The sequence below is a fragment of the Gardnerella sp. KA00255 genome, from assembly GCF_049244095.1.
GTDB classification, from domain to species: domain Bacteria; phylum Actinomycetota; class Actinomycetes; order Actinomycetales; family Bifidobacteriaceae; genus Bifidobacterium; species Bifidobacterium vaginale_F.
Window position 1 is genome coordinate 21,453 of the sequence record NZ_CP058374.1, and the last position, 17,465, is coordinate 38,917.

Consider the following 17,465-nt stretch of genomic DNA (forward strand, 5'->3'; position numbering starts at 1 on the left):
TGTGAATTAACGAATCACGTAGTTCCACGGGTCAGACGATTCTTTAAGCCAAATGACTTCTATATGCTCCCCAGAACTTGTTTTAATAGCATTTTCAATATCTTCAACAGCGTAATTAAACCACAAGGATTCTATAGCACTATGAGGTGTATTGATAAGCATAGGCTTGATTGAATCAGAATTATCTGATTGTGATAATCCGCATTTTTTCCTCAGCAAAAATTCATAGCGAGCTTGTTCAATCGCGTCAAGCGCTGGATGATGACGTAAGTCACTTGTAACATACACTTCAGCTCCACTTGCTCTAACCTCGTCAAATAGAGAATCTCCAGATCCTGGTAATACTGCGATTTTAGAAACTACAGCGTCAATATCGCCGCATACTTGTATTCCAACTTCTGTATGAGGTATTGTCTTAAAAACTTTATTAGCAAATTCACGCAAGCTAATAGGATTTTCAAGCTCACCAATCCTACCAAGTCCAACTTCATGGCCTTTAGTATCTAATTTTTCAGCAGGAACTAAAGGATGCTGATTAATCAGACCAAAAGCATCAGCTGCAGCATGAGCAACTCCACGCCAAGCAGAATCCGCATTAGTGTGGCCAACCCATAATCCGCAATGGTTTTCTATAAGATTACGAACAATTTCCCCGCGAACACCTCGTCCAGAAACTTCATGAACAGATCGGAAGAATAAAGGATGATGCGTTACTAATAAATCTGCATTCATGTCGCAAGCGTGCTTGACAACAGATAAAGTGGGATCAGACGCACAAACAATACGCTTAACAGGTGCCGTCATATCTCCAACTATGATACCAGGCTCATCCCATGACTCAGCAAGATCCAAAGGATAAAGCGATTCTAATACTTGAACAGTTTTAAATAACGACACCATGATTTCTTCCTAACGCTCACTAAGTAGTCAATAATCAAATAGGAATCTTAAAGAAACATATACGATTATTTGAGTACCGGGTTCTCGCTCATAAGAAGTAAGAAGCTTCTAGAGTGTGCAACGATGTTGAAACCAGCTTCATAATGCAACTCAGGACCAGTAGGATTATTTGTGTCTACAATTAGAGTCCACTTTTCTCCATAACGCTTATCGGGCAAAGTGAAAGTAATTGGTTCGTAATGAGCGTTGAAAAGAAGAATGAAGTCATTATCGACCATTCTACTTCCATACCAATCTGTTTCAGGAATGTCTGAGCCGTTTAAGTAAATCATCACAGACAAAGCATGCGTATTTGACCACGCGTGCATATCCATAACTGAGCCAGTGTGATCAAACCACTCAACTTGTGGAATTTCTGAAACATCGTCATCAGCTTCACGTCCTGTAAAGAATCTACGACGATGCAATACAGGGTGATTTAAACGAAGATGAATAAGTTTCGCAACAAAATCAAACATTTCTTGCTGCGTATCATTAATATCCCAATTCATCCACGAAATGCTATTGTCTTGGCAATAAGCGTTGTTGTTTCCATTTTGAGTGCGCATAATCTCATCGCCAGCGCAAATCATAGGAATACCTTGACTCATTAATAGAGTGGAGAAAAGATTGCGTATTTGGCGTTGACGAAGCTCATTAATATCGTGTATCGTCGTAGGACCTTCAACCCCGCAATTCCACGAGCGATTGTCGTTAGCGCCGTCGTTATTGCCCTCTTTATTCGCTTCATTATGTTTTTCGTTATAGCTCACTAAATCATTCATAGTGAAGCCATCGTGAGCGGTAATGAAGTTTACTGAGGCTACAGGCTTGCGTCCATTTTGCTCATATAAATCTGAGCTACCCATAAGGCGACTAGCAAATTCAGGCAAAGTCGATGGTTGCGAGCGCCAGAAGTCACGTACGCAATCACGATATCGTCCGTTCCATTCCGACCAGCTTGGAGGGAATCCTCCAACTTGATATCCTCCTACGCCGATATCCCAAGGTTCGGCAATAAGCTTTACGCTAGAAATAATCGGATCTTGCTCGATAATGTCAAAGAATGCAGAGAGCTTATCTACTTCTTGGAATTGACGAGCTAGGGTTGCTGCCAAGTCGAATCGGAATCCGTCTACGTGCATTTCAGTTACCCAATAGCGCAAGCTGTCTGTGATTAATCGCAGTGCTTTTGGAGATCGCATAAGAAGCGAATTACCGGTACCAGTAGTATCGAAGTAATGTCTCTGATCGTTATCTACAAGACGATAGTATGCGCGATTATCAATGCCGCGGAAGCTTAAAGTTGGGCCTCTATCGTTTCCTTCAGCGGTATGGTTGTAAACAACGTCGAGTATAACTTCCATTCCGGCAGTATGGTATGCCTTAACCATTGCTTTGAATTCGTTAACTTGTTCTCCGCGCTGTCCGGAACTTGAGTACGAATTCTGAGGAGCAAAGAAGCCTATGGTGTTGTATCCCCAATAGTTACTTAAGCCCTTATTTTGCAGGAATGAGTCGTTTACGAATTGGTGAATAGGCATTAATTCAATAGCGGTAACGCCTAGTTTCTTCAGATAATTAATAACTGTTGGGTGAGCTAATCCAGCATAAGTTCCGCGAATTTCTGGAGGAACTTGACGATCTAAATTAGTCATTCCACGAACGTGAGCTTCGTAAATAACTGAGTCATGATAAGGGATCATAGGATGTTGATCATTTCCCCAGTCAAAGTACGGGTTGATTACTGCAGCTTTCATAGTGTGCGAAGCAGAATCCAAAGTGTTTATTGCAGTAATATCGTCAGGATTGGCAAACCAATATGAAAATAGGCTTTCATCTCCGTCAATATTTCCTTCTATGGCTTTTGCGTAAGGGTCAAGTAACAATTTATGTGGATTGCACCACAAGCCATGTGAAGGATCATAAGGTCCGTATACTCGGTACCCGTAACGCTGTCCTGGCTGAATACCAGATATGTAGGTGTGCCATACATATGAATTCTGCTCTGTGATGTCGATGCGAGTTTCATTATCTTGCTCGTCGAACAAGCATAACTCAACACGTTTTGCTACTTCGGAAAATAGCGCAAAATTCACACCCGCACCATCGTAGGTGGCACCAAGCGGGTACATAGAACCTGGTCTAATCTGCATAGTTTAAGTATCGCATATATTTGCGTAAGTTTCATGAATATAAGAGCGTTTCTTTAGAAAAGAATAAAAATTCATTAAAAACGGCGTTATAACGCAAAATTTGCTCGTCGTAATAAGTATTTTGCGTGTTGTTTTAAGAGTTTCTTAATTTAGCTTGCAAGCGATCGCTTTGTAATGCTGCAACTTGCCTTGAAAATACAATAATCCAGCCAAGGAATAGGAGACAGGAAAGTGCTTCTACGTTAGTTAGAGTGTTGTATCCGCGTAACCATTGTGTTCCAGCCCAAGATGTAAGCAGTATAGCCAAATCAGACGCGATGTAGAAAGTTTTAGAAAGTTGCGGTGCAAGAAGTGGGAGTCCGACGAGCACAGCTCCTACTAGCAAAGTAACGCCTCTAGCGCATAAATCATGAATGAATGGATGCGGAGTGTATCTAAATGTTCCAATTCCAATAAATGCAACGCCTCCGAGAATAAGTAACGTTGCCATTATGGTTGTGCGAATATAAAAGTATTTAATAGTATGATTTTTGTGTTTTGTATCTGATTGTGTGTCTTTCTGTGAGTATTGCTGTTGACTTCTAAGTTCTTCTTCTAGTCCTTCATGCTGTATTTCTACGAATTCTGTTACAGCAAAGTAGCTTGTAATAATTATGCAAATTCCAGCGAGTATTAGCGTAGCGTTAAACATGCTTGCTGCGAATGTTGTTCGATCGCCTAGTTGTGAAAAATTATTGTTATACCAATATGGATCGTCAGATGTTAATCCTGCTGTAGCTGCTCCTGAAATAACGAAAAGAGGTAGTAAAGATGCTACGGTTTTTGCTTCTAGAAGTTCGGCTTGTACAAGAGTTGCGTATCCAACAATTCCAGAAAGAGCAGAGCAAAATACTGGTAAATAACTATTTACAACGCTTCTGCCAACGATTCCATTGATAATAGAAAGAAGTGCAAAAGACATAAGAAACATTGTTGCGCCATAAATTGTTGACAATGCTGTGATTTCAAAGATGTGTTTAATTATTCTTATCCAGCGTTTTACAATTAGATTTCTATGCGTGCGTAAATATCCGACTATAAAAGCTCCCATGCTGCATGCGGCTACAATCCCAGATGCCATTGTGAATAGTCGTTGACTAACTTGCCATATTGCAGGCATAACATTCATGTATACAGTCATGGCAATAATAGCTAGAACTGCGCAAACTAGGAACGATATAAGACCTGCTGCTTCAGCACGCTGAAATTTACCCATAGCTAACCTTTCTTAAACTAAATATATTGTATCGTGTTAATTTAAATGGGCGTAATTTCGTTTTTTTATATTTCGTTTTTTTTTTATATTTGCTATTTGTCTTACTTATGTTTGATTGCTTTTATTTGCTTTATTTTATAGCGTTCTTATAGTCATTCTTTTATATTTACTTAACTTAATTCTGTAGTTTTGTAATTTTGTAATTCTGTAATAAAAATAAAATTTGCTTAATTTTTGATTTATCAGCGTGTCGCGTTTGTATTGGGAAACAATTTGCGCTACACTAATCACTTGTGCTTGGAACTGGTAATCAGTTCAAAAGCCTCGGGGTGTAGCGCAGTTTGGTAGCGCGCCTGCTTTGGGAGCAGGATGTCGCAGGTTCGAATCCTGTCACCCCGACTTTTTTATATCTATTGAAATATTTATGACTGTTTACTAGATACGCTCTGCTATTCAGAAGGCAGAGATTTGAGATTTTTCGCCCATTTATTTTTTACGAGTAGCCGTACATATTTATAGATAGTATTCATAGTATGAGTGATATTAACGATACTGCGGATTGCACTACTTCTTGGAAAGCACCGTATGCTAATCATCAATTAAAAGCTTTTATTGAGATTCCTGGTAGTAAATCCTTGTCGAATCGTTATTTAATTCTGGCAGCAATAGGCACAAAACCTGTAGTTTTACAAGGATTATTGCGCTCGAGAGACACAGAGCTTATGATTAACGCTTTATCTACATTCGGAGTACGTAGCGAGTCATTAAATAATGATGGCACTAAGCTTCGCGTAATTCCTCCTGAAGACGGAATTTTTAGAGTTCCAGATAATGCTGAAGTGTATTGCGGTTTAGCTGGAACTGTAATGCGTTTTGTTACAGCTTTAGCTTTATTTGCAAATAAAGCTGTGAGATTTGATGGCGATAAACAAGCTTATGCTCGTCCTATGAAGCCAGTTCTTGACGGCTTAGAGCAGCTCGGTGCTCGTGTAGAATATCACGGAGAAGAGGGTTTCCTACCTTTTACTATTACTCCACCTGCGAATGAATCTAGAATAAATGATTTTTCTGAAAAAATTGTGCAAATTGATTCTTCTTCATCATCGCAATTTATTTCTGCGTTGCTTCTAATTGGCTCGCGTATACCTGGAGGCTTAAGCCTTAAGCATACGGGATCAACATTGCCAAGTATGCCGCATATTCGTATGACTATGGATGATATTTGCAAAGCTGGCGGAATTGTGAATATGACTAGCAACGCAATATGGCATGTTAAAGAGAGCAAAATAGCTTTAGCGGATACTGTTACTATAGAGCCTGATCTTTCGAATGCTGCGCCATTTTTAGGATCGGCTTTAATTAGCGGAGGAAGTGTTAGCATACCTAATTGGCCGCTTTCAACAACTCAACCTGGGGATTGCTTCCTGGAATATTGGAGAAAATGGGCGCAAAAGTTAATTTCGAAAAAACAAGCGATGACGCTGGAATAATGCATGTTGAAAGCGATGGTGCGATTAAAGCAATTCCGTATCTTGATTTGAGTGCAGCAGGGGAGATTGCTCCGAGTATTGCAGCAATTCTCGCGTTTGCGGATGGGCCAAGTGAACTTCATGGTATTGCGCATTTGCGAGGACACGAGACGAACCGTTTACAAGCTTTAGTTAATGAATTGAATCGAGTTGGGATTGGGGCTAAAGAGCTCGAAGATGGCATTCGTATTGAGCCAAATAATCATATGCATGGGGAAGTGATGGAAACTTATGCGGATCATCGCATGGCAACTTTTGCTGCAATGCTTGGTTTGCGCATAACTGGTATTTACGTGAAAAACATTGAAACCACGCGCAAAACAATCCCTGATTTTCCAGGAATGTGGCATAAAATGCTTGAATAACAAATAATCCCGAGCCTTTTTGACCCGGGATTATTTATATCTATTTATTTATATCTATTTATTTGTTTGTTTTACGCTGTTAAGCGCCAACGATTTAGTGCTTAAACTTGTTGCCGTAGCTATCTTCGCCAGCTTCAGCAATAGCTGCAGCCTTGCGTGCAATAGCCAACTCTTCGTTCGTTGGAATTACAGCAATAATCACAGAGCTGTCTGGAGTGGAAATAACGCGTGGCTCCTTAGAACGAACAAGGTTCTTTTCCTTGTCAAGCTTAACGCCGAATGGCTCAAGCTTTTCGCATACGCGAGCGCGCACGATTTCATCGTTTTCTCCAACACCTGCAGTGAAGGTGATAACATCGACGCCACCCATTTGAGCAGTGTAATTGCCAATGTATCCAACAATGCGATGAACGTATACGCCGAGAGCAAGCTTAGCGTTTTCATCACCTTCAGCAATAAGCTTATGAATATCACGCAAATCGCCGTGGCCAGTCATGCCCATCATGCCGGAACGCTTGTTGAAGAGAGTATCAAGCTCGTCCACGTTCATATGAGCGTTGCGAATAAGGTGGAAGACTACAGCTGGGTCAATATCGCCGGTACGGCCGCCCATCATTAAGCCTTCGAGTGGGGTTAAGCCCATAGAAGTTTCAACTGGCTTACCAGAAATCTGAGCAGAAGCAGAAGCACCGTTACCAATGTGCAAAACAATCTGCTTCAAACCTTCTGCAGGCTTACCGACAACGCTTGGAACAACAGAGCCAATGTATTCGTGAGAAGTGCCGTGAGCACCGTAACGACGAATATGATAGCGGTCTGCGATTTCCTTATTCAAAGCATAAGTTGCTGCAACCTGTGGCAAATCATGGAAGAACGAAGAATCGAATACCATAATTTGTGGAACATCTGGCAAAAGTTCAGTCATGACTTCAGCACCAACAGCTTCTGGGCCGTTGTGAAGTGGAGCCAAAACTGCCAAATCCTTAACCTTATTGATTGTCTTAGTATTTACTAATGCAGGCTTAGGGAATGTTAAGCCACCCTGAACAACGCGGTGACCAACGGCTACAATGCCAGACTCTGAAAGCTTTGGACCATATTCCTCGAAGAATCCAAGTACACGCTTCAAGCCTTGCTCGTGGTCATGAACTGGCTCATCGAACTCATGCTTTTCGCCATTGAATACGTGCTTGTAGTGTCCGTCAACTGGCTCGCCAATTTTCTCAACGATGCCGGAAGCGATACCTTCGCCGCTTTCCAAGTCAACGAGCTGATACTTAATCGAACTGGAACCAGAATTGATAACAAGAACGGTTTTTGCCATGTGGGCATCCTCCATAAAGTATTGATAAGGCTTGTAAATTGCCACGCTCTAGTTTAGCGTTAAGTTCCTACAATACATTGCTGTACTGTGCTTATTCAGATTGTGCTTCAAGAGCTGTAAGTGCAACAGTGTTAATAATGTCTTGTACAAGAGCTCCTCGAGATAAATCATTAACAGGTTTATTTAATCCTTGTAAAATTGGACCTACTGCTAACGCTCCGCTAGATCGTTGAACAGCTTTGTATGCTATATTTCCTGCGCATAAGTCTGGGAATACGAAAACGTTGACGTGTCCTGCAACAGAATTTCCTTTAGCTTTTGACTCCGCTACTGTGGTAGACCATGCTGCGTCAAATTGAATTGATCCAACAACTTGTAAATCTGGCGCTTTTTCATGAACTAAGCGTGTTGCTTCTTCTACTAAATCTACGTCTGGGCCTTTTCCAGATCCTAGAGTTGAGTACGATAGCATGCCTACTTTAGGTTCAAGTCCGAATGCTGAAGCTGTTGCAGCTGATTGAATAGCAATATCAGCTAACTGTTCTGCAGTAGGATTAGGGTTAATTGCGCAATCAGCAAAAATTGCTACATGGTCTTTAAAGCACATAATGAATGCTCCAGAAACCAGCTTAGAACCAGGCTTAGTTTTGATAACTTGAAGAGCAGGACGTACAGTATTAGCTGTTGAATTTACAGAACCAGAAACAAGGCCATCTGCTTGACCTAGGACTACTAGCATAGTGCCGAAGTAGCTTGCATCAGTTAGCTGTTCTCGCGCTTGTTTTTCTGTCATTCCTTTCTTTGAACGCAATTCGCAAAGCTTTGTAACCATATGGCTAAGCATTGCTTCATCATGCATTGATTGGAAACTTGCTTTACATACTGAGTGAAGATTTAATTCTTCGGCTCTCTCCAATATAGATTCACGTTCTCCGACAATTATTAGGTTGACTATATCTCGTTCGAGTAAATAATCTGCGGCTTTAAGAATGCGATCTTCTTGTCCTTCTGGAAGAACAATAGTTTTCTTATTTGATTGAGCTTTTCCTAGCAAACTATATTGGAAAGCGTAAGGGGTAACTGATGCGTTGAAAGGTTGACGTAAAGCGTTTAGTATATCTTCTTCTTTTACTAATTCGTTAAAAGATTCCAAAGTTTTATCAATATCACTGCTATCTAATTCAGGAAGAACCCATAGTGGAATATTTCTTATATGTGAAATATTGTCAGATTTTGTATAACTTTGCGAAGTATAATCGCGTATTACTTGCAATCCTATTTCTTCACTGCAATCTGTAACAAAAATGCCCAGAACTTGCGCGCTTTCCTTAGTAATCCTAGCATTTTCAGCATCAATTGTTTCCAAGATTTGTTCAGAATTGCGATTTTTTGCAGAAACTACTAGGAAGATTGGAGATGCTAAATCTGCTGCAACTTGTGCGTCAAAAGCAAAAATATCAGGATCGTAAACAGGAGTAAAGTCGCTAGCAACAATTAAGCAAGCTTGAGCTTGTGTTTTCTTTAAAACCTCGTGATAAGCTGCAACGATATCTCCTCTTACTATGTCTTTATTGTTTCGTATTTCGCAAGTTTGTAATCCAATAACATCGTTTGTAGGAATGTTGCTATTTGCAAGATTAAGTAATGATGTAGTAAAATCGTCATCTTTTTGAGCAAACGGGCGGAAAATTGTAGTCGAATAATTCTTAGATAATACCTTCGTTATTCCTAGCGCGATTGCGTTTCGGCCTTCAGTGTTTTCAGCACTTACGATAGTTACATTTAGAAGTGACACGCCTTTTCTCCTTTGATACGGTTCGTGTTAAACATTTGGCATATAAATATGACAATGTATTCGTATTTCTTTCATAGTACATAGCTTTAAGTTTGTTATATTTTGCGATGCGCTCGCGACTAAACAAATGCTCGATGTGCTACAAAACTTCTATGATTTTAAACCATCTTATGAATATACATGCGCGGATTTTGTAAATTAAAACGAAATAGTGCTACCAACATATGTCGATAGCACTATTTTCTAGGTAAATATTATTTTATTATTTACTTTTATTTACTATTATTTACCTTTATTATTTATTCCCACTCGATTGTGGCAGGTGGCTTAGAAGTTACGTCAAGTACAACTCGATTGATTTGACGGCATTCGTTTGTGATTCGAGTAGAAATCTTAGCTAAGACGTCGTAAGGCACGCGAGACCAATCTGCAGTCATAGCATCCTCAGAACTTACAGGACGCAAAACAATTGGAGAACCGTATGTGCGCTCGTCGCCCTGAACGCCAACTGAATGAACGTCAGCAAGTAATACGACTGGGCATTGCCAAATATCGCGGTCTAATCCAGCTTTAGAAAGCTCTTCTCGTGCAATAGCATCTGCTTCACGAAGCACAGCTAAGCGCTCGCGAGTAATTTCGCCAACAATACGGATGCCTAAGCCTGGGCCTGGGAATGGCTGACGCCAAACAATTTCATCTGGAAGACCAAGCTCAGTTCCAATAGCGCGAACTTCATCTTTAAACAAAGTGCGCAAAGGTTCAATAAGCTTAAACTTCAAATCCTTTGGCAAGCCGCCAACATTGTGATGTGACTTAATATTTGCAGCTCCGTCTCCGCCGCCTGATTCAACAACATCTGGATAAAGTGTGCCTTGTACGAGGAACTTGACTTCTGCTCCAGATTTTCCAGCTTCTTCAATAACTTGACGCTGAGCTTTCTCAAAAGTTCGAATGAATTTCTCGCCGATAATCTTTCGCTTGCGCTCAGGTTCGCTCACGCCTTTAAGTGCTTCAAGGAAGTCATCTTCTGCATCAACTGCAATAAGTTTGATTCCAGTAGCTTTTACAAAATCATGCTTAACTTGTTCAACTTCGCCTTTACGAAGAAGACCATGGTCCACGAAAACGCAAGTAAGCTGATCCCCAATAGCTTTATGGACTAATGCTGCTGCGACAGCAGAATCTACGCCGCCGGAAAGTCCACAAATAACCTGTGCATCTCCAACTTCGGCGCGAATCTTAGCAACTTGATCTTCAATTATATTAGAAGGATTCCAGTCGTTTCCTAGACCTGCGCACTTATGCAAGAATGTAGAAATAAGTTCTTGACCAAGAGGAGTGTGCTTTACTTCAGGATGCCATTGAACGCCGTATAATTTTCGATTTGTATCTTGCATTGCTGCAACTGGAGCACCTTGAGTATGTGCTAATACAGTGAAACCTTCAGGAGCGCTTTTAACGGCTACACCGTGACTCATCCAGGTGTTTTGTTCAGATGGGGAGTTTGCTAGCAAGCCTTCTGAGTCGTCAATAGTTGCAGAAGTTTTACCGTATTCTCCAAGAGCAGCTTTATCTACGTTTCCGCCTAATTCATGAGCCATAACTTGGAATCCGTAACAAATGCCAAGAACTGGTATGCCTGCATCGAAAATCTTTGGATCGATATCTGGTGCTCCTGGCTCATATACGGATGCAGGTCCGCCTGAAAGAATAATAGCTTTCGGGTCTTTTGCGAGCATTTCGTCGACTGGCATGGAGTGTGGAACAAGTTCGGAATATACATTTGCTTCTCTAACTCTTCGAGCGATTAGCTGTGCATATTGTGCTCCAAAATCAACAACAAGCACTGGACCTTTAGCCATGATTCTCCTTATATATATGTTCTTACACGATTCAATTTATAATAGTGGCGCTTTTAGACGTTGGGAGCTGACAAAACGCCGAAATTTAACATGCGAATCATGCGAATAATTGGTTAAATGTTGGTTATTTGCATATCTTTTGTTCTAAATTTTGTAATTTAAGGTATAAATCGAACATTAAAGGTAACATAATGTATACAAATGAACTAATTTTTGCGCACATTATCACACATTTTTTCAACATAAATGCACGAAGAAGTAACCAAACGAACAAAAGTCAGACGCTGGCACTATACTGAAACGGATGGAAAAAGAGCTGAATACATTTGTTTTTCAGCTTCTATAACCAAATGGTAATGATCAAATTGCACTGAAAAGTGCTTGAGTACAGGAGTACACATGACGAGTCCTGTTATTGGCACCCCTTGGAAGAAGCTTAATGCTCCAGTTTCTGAGGAGGCTATCGAAGGCGTAGACAAGTATTGGCGTGTTGCTAATTATCTCGCTATCGGTCAGATTTATCTTCGCAGCAATCCTCTAATGAAGGAGCCTTTTACTCGTGAAGATGTTAAGCATCGTCTGGTGGGCCACTGGGGCACCACTCCAGGTCTTAACTTCCTTATTGGCCACATCAATCGTTTCATTGCTGATCACCAGCAGAACACCGTGATTATCATGGGTCCAGGCCATGGCGGCCCAGCTGGTACTGCTCAGTCCTATCTCGACGGTACTTACACTGAGTACTATCCAAAGATTACCAAGGACGAAGCTGGTTTGCAGAAGTTCTTCCGTCAGTTCTCTTACCCAGGCGGTATTCCTTCTCACTTCGCTCCTGAAACCCCAGGTTCCATCCACGAAGGTGGCGAGCTTGGTTACGCACTTTCTCACGCTTACGGCGCTGTTATGAACAACCCAAGCTTGTTCGTTCCAGCAATCGTCGGCGATGGCGAAGCTGAAACTGGTCCTTTGGCCACCGGTTGGCAGTCCAACAAGCTTGTGAACCCACGTACCGATGGTATCGTGCTTCCAATCTTGCATTTGAACGGTTATAAGATTGCTAACCCAACTATTCTTTCCCGTATTTCCGATGAAGAGCTTCATGAGTTCTTCCATGGCATGGGTTACGAACCATACGAGTTCGTTGCTGGCTTCGACGATGAGGATCATATGTCCATCCATCGTCGCTTCGCTGACATGTTCGAAACCATCTTCGATGAGATTTGCGATATTAAGGCTGAAGCTCAGACTAACGATGTAACTCGCCCTTACTACCCAATGATTATCTTCCGCACTCCAAAGGGTTGGACATGCCCGAAGTTCATCGATGGCAAGAAGACCGAAGGTTCTTGGCGTGCACACCAGGTGCCACTGGCATCTGCTCGCGATACCGAAGCTCACTTCGAGGTTTTGAAGAACTGGATGAAGTCCTACAAGCCTGAAGAGCTCTTCGATGAAAAGGGCGCTGTTAAGGAAGACGTTCTTTCCTTCATGCCAAAGGGTGAACTCCGTATTGGTGAGAATCCAAACGCTAACGGCGGTCGTATTCGTGAAGACTTGAAGCTTCCAAAGCTTGAGGATTACGAAGTCAAGGAAGTTAAGGAATTCGGTCACGGCTGGGGTCAGCTCGAAGCTACCCGTCGCCTTGGTGTTTACACTCGTGACATCATCAAGAACAACCCAGATTCCTTCCGTATCTTCGGACCAGATGAGACTGCTTCCAACCGTTTGCAGGCTGCTTACGAAGTAACCAACAAGCAGTGGGATGCTGGCTACCTTTCTGGCTTAGTCGATGAGCACATGGCTGTTACCGGCCAGGTCACTGAGCAGCTTTCCGAGCACCAGATGGAAGGCTTCCTCGAGGGTTACTTGCTCACCGGTCGTCACGGCATCTGGAGCTCTTACGAGTCCTTCGTACACGTTATCGACTCCATGTTGAACCAGCACGCAAAGTGGCTTGAGGCTACCGTTCGTGAGATCCCATGGCGCAAGCCAATCTCCTCTGTGAACTTGTTGGTATCCTCTCACGTATGGCGTCAGGATCACAACGGCTTCTCGCACCAGGATCCAGGCGTAACCTCCGTGCTCTTGAACAAGACCTTCAACAACGATCATGTAATCGGTATCTACTTCCCAGTAGATTCCAACATGTTGCTTGCTGTTGCTGAAAAGGCTTACAAGTCCACCAACATGATTAACGCTATCTTCGCTGGTAAGCAGCCAGCTGCTACTTGGTTGACTCTCGACGAAGCTCGCGAAGAGCTCGAGAAGGGTGCTGCTGAGTGGAAGTGGGCTTCCAACGCTAAGAACAATGACGAAGTTCAGGTTGTTCTCGCTGGTGTTGGCGATGTTCCACAGCAGGAATTGATGGCCGCTGCCGACAAGTTGAACAAGCTTGGCGTTAAGTTCAAGGTTGTTAACGTTGTTGACTTGCTCAAGTTGCAGTCCGCTAAGGAAAACAACGAAGCTTTGACTGACGAAGAGTTCACTGATCTCTTCACTGCTGACAAGCCAGTCCTCTTCGCTTATCACTCCTATGCACATGACGTTCGCGGCTTGATTTACGATCGTCCAAACCACGACAACTTCAACGTTCATGGCTACAAGGAGCAGGGCTCCACCACCACGCCATACGATATGGTTCGCGTGAACGACATGGATCGTTACGAGCTTACCGCTGAAGCATTGCGCATGGTTGACGCCGCTAAGTATGCCGACGAAATCAAGAAGCTCGAGGACTTCCGCATCGAAGCCTTCCAGTATGCAGTCGACAATGGTCTTGATCACCCAGACTACACCGATTGGGTATGGCCAGGCGTTAAGACCGACAAGCCAGGCGCTGTCACCGCTACCGCTGCAACCGCTGGCGATAACGAGTAGTTTTAAGCTGATAAAGCTAAAACTGGTTAGCTAAATATTTCGGGAGTCAATCGAAAGGTTGGCTCCCGATTTATTTTTTGATTTTGAGTATTAATCAGCATCTTCAGGAATAACCAGCATCTTCTAAATCAACCATGAATTTGCCATGAATTTTGGAATTAGTGCATGCTGAATTTTGGAATTGCTTCACAGTCTTTAATCTAGAAATAACTAAAGTTAGTCTTTAGTTAGATATATCCGGTATTAAATATATATAAAACCAACATATGTTTAGACTATAAAACATATGTTGATTTTTTCAAAAAAATGTAAAATAAATTGACAATTTAAGCAATTTAAGTTTTAAGCTTTATTTTTTTGCGTTTTTACGGCGTGTCGAACCTGTATTTTTTCCATCAAATAATGTAAAAACCTTAAATTTTTATTAAAAAAATGCCGTTATATAGATTTTTATAACAAGAAAACGATATTATTAAAAAGTACATTAAAATACAAGTGAGCTTTACGATATTGAAGGTAGATATTAAAGATAGAGTAGTCCTATCTAACTTGTCATGTTCGCTTGCTTTGCAGACTTGCGTTTAATTCACTTTATTGCTTCTGTGCAGTGTGTGATTTGCTGCTCGGATATATTGTGATTGATGCTGCAGAGTTTCGTTCAGCTTCGTTATTGTTACCAGGCTCAACCTTTATTTAAGGAGTGAACCGTGAACGGTGTTCTGTCTGTACTGCTTGACGTTTTTCGTCAGCCTGCAGTAATTGTTGCCTTAATATCTATGATTGGTCTTATTGCCCAGCGCAAAAAGATTTCTGATATTTTACAGGGTTCTGTTCGTACGTTAGTTGGTTTTCTTGTTTTAGCAGCTGGCTCAGGGGTTGTTACTGATGCTTTAGCTCCATTTGGAAGCATGTTCCAGCACGCATTTCGTGTGCAAGGAGTTGTGCCGAATAATGAAGCAATTATTGGCACCGTCCTATTAAAATATGGCTCAGAGTCTGCTCTTATTTTCTTCTTTGGCATGATTGTCAATATTATTCTTTCTATTACTTCTCGTTTTAAGTTTATTTATCTAACCGGTCACGTGGCATTTTATATGGCAAGCATGCTAGCTGTTATATTTAATGTTGCAGGATTCCCAATGTGGGGAGTGCTGCTGTGGGGTTCTCTTGCTCAAGGCTTGCTTATTACGATTTCTCCTGCAATTGTTCAGCCGTTCATGACAAAAGCTGCCGGTAAAGATGATGTTGCTTTAGGTCATCCTGCATCTGCTGGTGTTGCTTTAGGAGCTTTAGTAGCTCGACTTACGTCTTCTAGAAAAAAGCCATCGAAGTCTACTGAAGATATTAAGTTCCCTTCTGCTTTAGGTTTTTTGCGTGACACAACAGTGCTTATAACGATTTCAATGGCAATAATTTATGTTGTAGTTGCTTTGTTTGCAGGTTCTCAATATATTGAAAGTCAATTGTCTCATGGTCAAAACTTCATTATATTCGTAATTCTTAAAGCTTCTACTTTCTCTGCAGGCGTGTTCGTTATTCTTGCTGGCGTTCAGGTTGTTTTGGATGAGATCGTACCTGCTTTTAAGGGTATTTCTGAAAAGCTTGTTAAGAATGCGCGACCAGCATTAGATGCACCTATGACTTTTGGATTTGCTCCAAATGCTGTTCTTATAGGTTTCTTGTCAAGCTTCTTTGGCGGTCTTCTCGGCATGACAGCTATGGTATTTGCTGGAACAACTGTAATAATTCCTGGAATTGTTGCACACTTTATGTCTGGCGGCGTTGCTGGCGTATTCGGAAACGGACAAGGTGGCCGCAGAGGATGCATAATAGCTTCGTTTATTAATGGTCTTGTTATAACATTCTTGCCGCTGTTAATTTTGCCTGTGTTAGGAAATCTTGGTTCTGCAAATTCAACATACTCTGATGCTGATTATGGTGTTGCGGGCGTCGCACTTGGATATGCTAATGTAGCTGGCGGTCAAACCGTGCTAATTGTGTCAGTAATATCTTTGTTGGTTATGTTCTATCTTGCGTCATTTATTCTGACACGAAGAGAAGCAAAAAATAATATTGTAGAAACACAGGTAGAAGCATAATAATTTCTGAAAACTACAATATTTATGAAATAAGTTATTTATATATGCAATAGTATAGAATAATTAAGGTAGTAAACCGAACCGTTGTTACTTTTACTTGGCAGAGGTATATTGCTCTGTTAAGTAAATTGTAGCAACGGTTTGTTTCGATGTAGTGAGATATTTGCGAGACTATCGGTAGTTAAAATTTACTTGTTCGCTTGTGATTTTAATTTAACTGTTTTGCATATTTATGTCGTTATTGCTATTTGCTCATATTTTTGTGAATATATTTTTGTGAATATATTTTTGTGAATATATCTAGATTGGAGAGTGATATTAATGGCTGATGGAGTTCCAAAGTATATAGCCGTTCGTGATAATCTTCGTCAGCGCATTGATTCAATGGCTCCGGATGAACAATTGCCACCTGAAGTTGAGCTTTGCAAGCAATACAATGTGAGTCGTATAACATTAAGACATGCGGTTGATAATCTCATATTAGAAGGCTTGCTTGTTAGGGAACAGGGTAGAGGTACATTCCGCGCAAAAGGCATTATATATAGTCATAATCGTGAAGTCATTTCGGATAGAGTTCAAGGATTTTATCGTCAAAGCGGGGAAGATAATAACTCTGCTACTTATAAAGTTTTAGAAAATGATGTCGTTAACGATGCTGATGCGGCTTCTAGATTAGGATTAGATTCCGATACTGATCTTATTTGTTTGAAACGAATATGCTATATGGATGGCGTATTATCTCGTTATAGTGCAATATATCTTAATGCTTCACGTTTTCCAAAGATCTTAACAAATGATTTTTCAACCGGATCTTTATCTAGTTTTCTTTTTAAAACGTATGCTGTGTCTCTTACTGAAAATGAGATTTCAATACATGTTGAAAAAGTTTGCAGTAGAATGGCTGCTGTTCTTGAGGTTCAAGAAGGAACTCCTGTTCTTGTAGCACAATCAACTGTTAAAGATAAATTTGGTTCTATTGTTGCTTTCGGCATAGCTGTGTATTCTCCAAGTTATGGAGATATCAAATTCCACTTGCATTCAACAAGTGAATGATTTTTAGCTTGAAGCGCATTTAAAAGTTAATTTCCAAGTTTTAGTATTGCAAGTTTTAGTATTGCAAGTTTTGCGATTACGAGCTTTACTATTACACGCTTTACTATTGAACGCTTTGCGATTACAAAAGAGCTGGTTATTCTTACTTACCTAGTTATGGGTTAAGCGTAAGGGGAATCCAGCTCTTAATTTATATTCTTTCTTAATTTAT

The 17,465-nt window shown here is 41.1% G+C and carries 9 protein-coding genes, 1 tRNA gene and 1 pseudogene; 5 read left to right on the forward strand and 6 right to left on the reverse strand.

What is annotated here, in order from left to right:
• Nucleotides 1-6: 6 nt before the first annotated feature.
• From HXT51_RS00075 to HXT51_RS00085, 3 genes are all read right to left on the reverse strand, one after another.
• Nucleotides 7-900: a Nif3-like dinuclear metal center hexameric protein gene (locus HXT51_RS00075; RefSeq protein ID WP_421776486.1), complete on the reverse strand. Its 894-nt coding sequence runs from the start codon at nt 898-900 to the stop codon at nt 7-9.
• 65 nt (nt 901-965) lie between these two features.
• Entirely contained in the window at nt 966-3,095 is a 2,130-nt protein-coding gene (gene glgX, locus HXT51_RS00080; RefSeq protein WP_421776487.1) for a glycogen debranching protein GlgX, read from the reverse strand.
• Between the two features lie 133 nt (nt 3,096-3,228).
• Nucleotides 3,229-4,350 carry an ABC transporter permease gene (locus tag HXT51_RS00085; protein WP_421776488.1) on the reverse strand — a complete coding sequence of 374 codons (1,122 nt, stop codon included), beginning with the start codon at nt 4,348-4,350 and terminating at the stop codon, nt 3,229-3,231.
• Between the two features lie 325 nt (nt 4,351-4,675).
• On the opposite strand from HXT51_RS00085, the gene HXT51_RS00090 reads away from it, so the two are divergent.
• Nucleotides 4,676-4,749, forward strand: a tRNA-Pro gene (locus tag HXT51_RS00090).
• Between the two features lie 134 nt (nt 4,750-4,883).
• A pseudogene (gene aroA / locus HXT51_RS00095) lies at nt 4,884-6,244 on the forward strand (3-phosphoshikimate 1-carboxyvinyltransferase).
• Between the two features lie 94 nt (nt 6,245-6,338).
• Here the strand turns inward: aroA and HXT51_RS00100 are convergent.
• The 3 genes from HXT51_RS00100 to guaA all read right to left on the reverse strand — a co-directional run bounded on the left by HXT51_RS00100 (nt 6,339) and on the right by guaA (nt 11,225).
• On the reverse strand, nt 6,339-7,568 hold the full coding sequence (locus HXT51_RS00100) for an acetate/propionate family kinase (RefSeq protein ID WP_415691892.1): 1,230 nt from the start codon (nt 7,566-7,568) through the stop codon (nt 6,339-6,341).
• 91 nt (nt 7,569-7,659) lie between these two features.
• Nucleotides 7,660-9,363, reverse strand: a complete 1,704-nt coding sequence (pta, locus tag HXT51_RS00105; protein ID WP_421776489.1) for a phosphate acetyltransferase — start codon at nt 9,361-9,363, stop codon at nt 7,660-7,662.
• Nucleotides 9,364-9,662: 299 nt separating this feature from the next.
• Entirely contained in the window at nt 9,663-11,225 is a 1,563-nt protein-coding gene (gene guaA / locus HXT51_RS00110) for a glutamine-hydrolyzing GMP synthase (RefSeq protein ID WP_415691894.1), read from the reverse strand.
• Nucleotides 11,226-11,624: 399 nt separating this feature from the next.
• Between guaA and HXT51_RS00115 the strand changes: the two genes are divergently transcribed.
• From HXT51_RS00115 to HXT51_RS00125, 3 genes are all read left to right on the forward strand, one after another.
• On the forward strand, nt 11,625-14,102 hold the full coding sequence (locus HXT51_RS00115) for a phosphoketolase (protein WP_415691895.1): 2,478 nt from the start codon (nt 11,625-11,627) through the stop codon (nt 14,100-14,102).
• A 707-nt stretch (nt 14,103-14,809) separates the two neighbouring features.
• Nucleotides 14,810-16,201 (forward strand): PTS ascorbate transporter subunit IIC, encoded by a 1,392-nt coding sequence (locus HXT51_RS00120; protein WP_103084965.1) that lies wholly within the window; start codon nt 14,810-14,812, stop codon nt 16,199-16,201.
• Nucleotides 16,202-16,522: 321 nt separating this feature from the next.
• Complete coding sequence (locus tag HXT51_RS00125) at nt 16,523-17,254, forward strand: GntR family transcriptional regulator (protein WP_103084966.1); 732 nt, start codon at nt 16,523-16,525, stop codon at nt 17,252-17,254.
• The last annotated feature ends 211 nt before the right edge of the window (nt 17,255-17,465 follow it).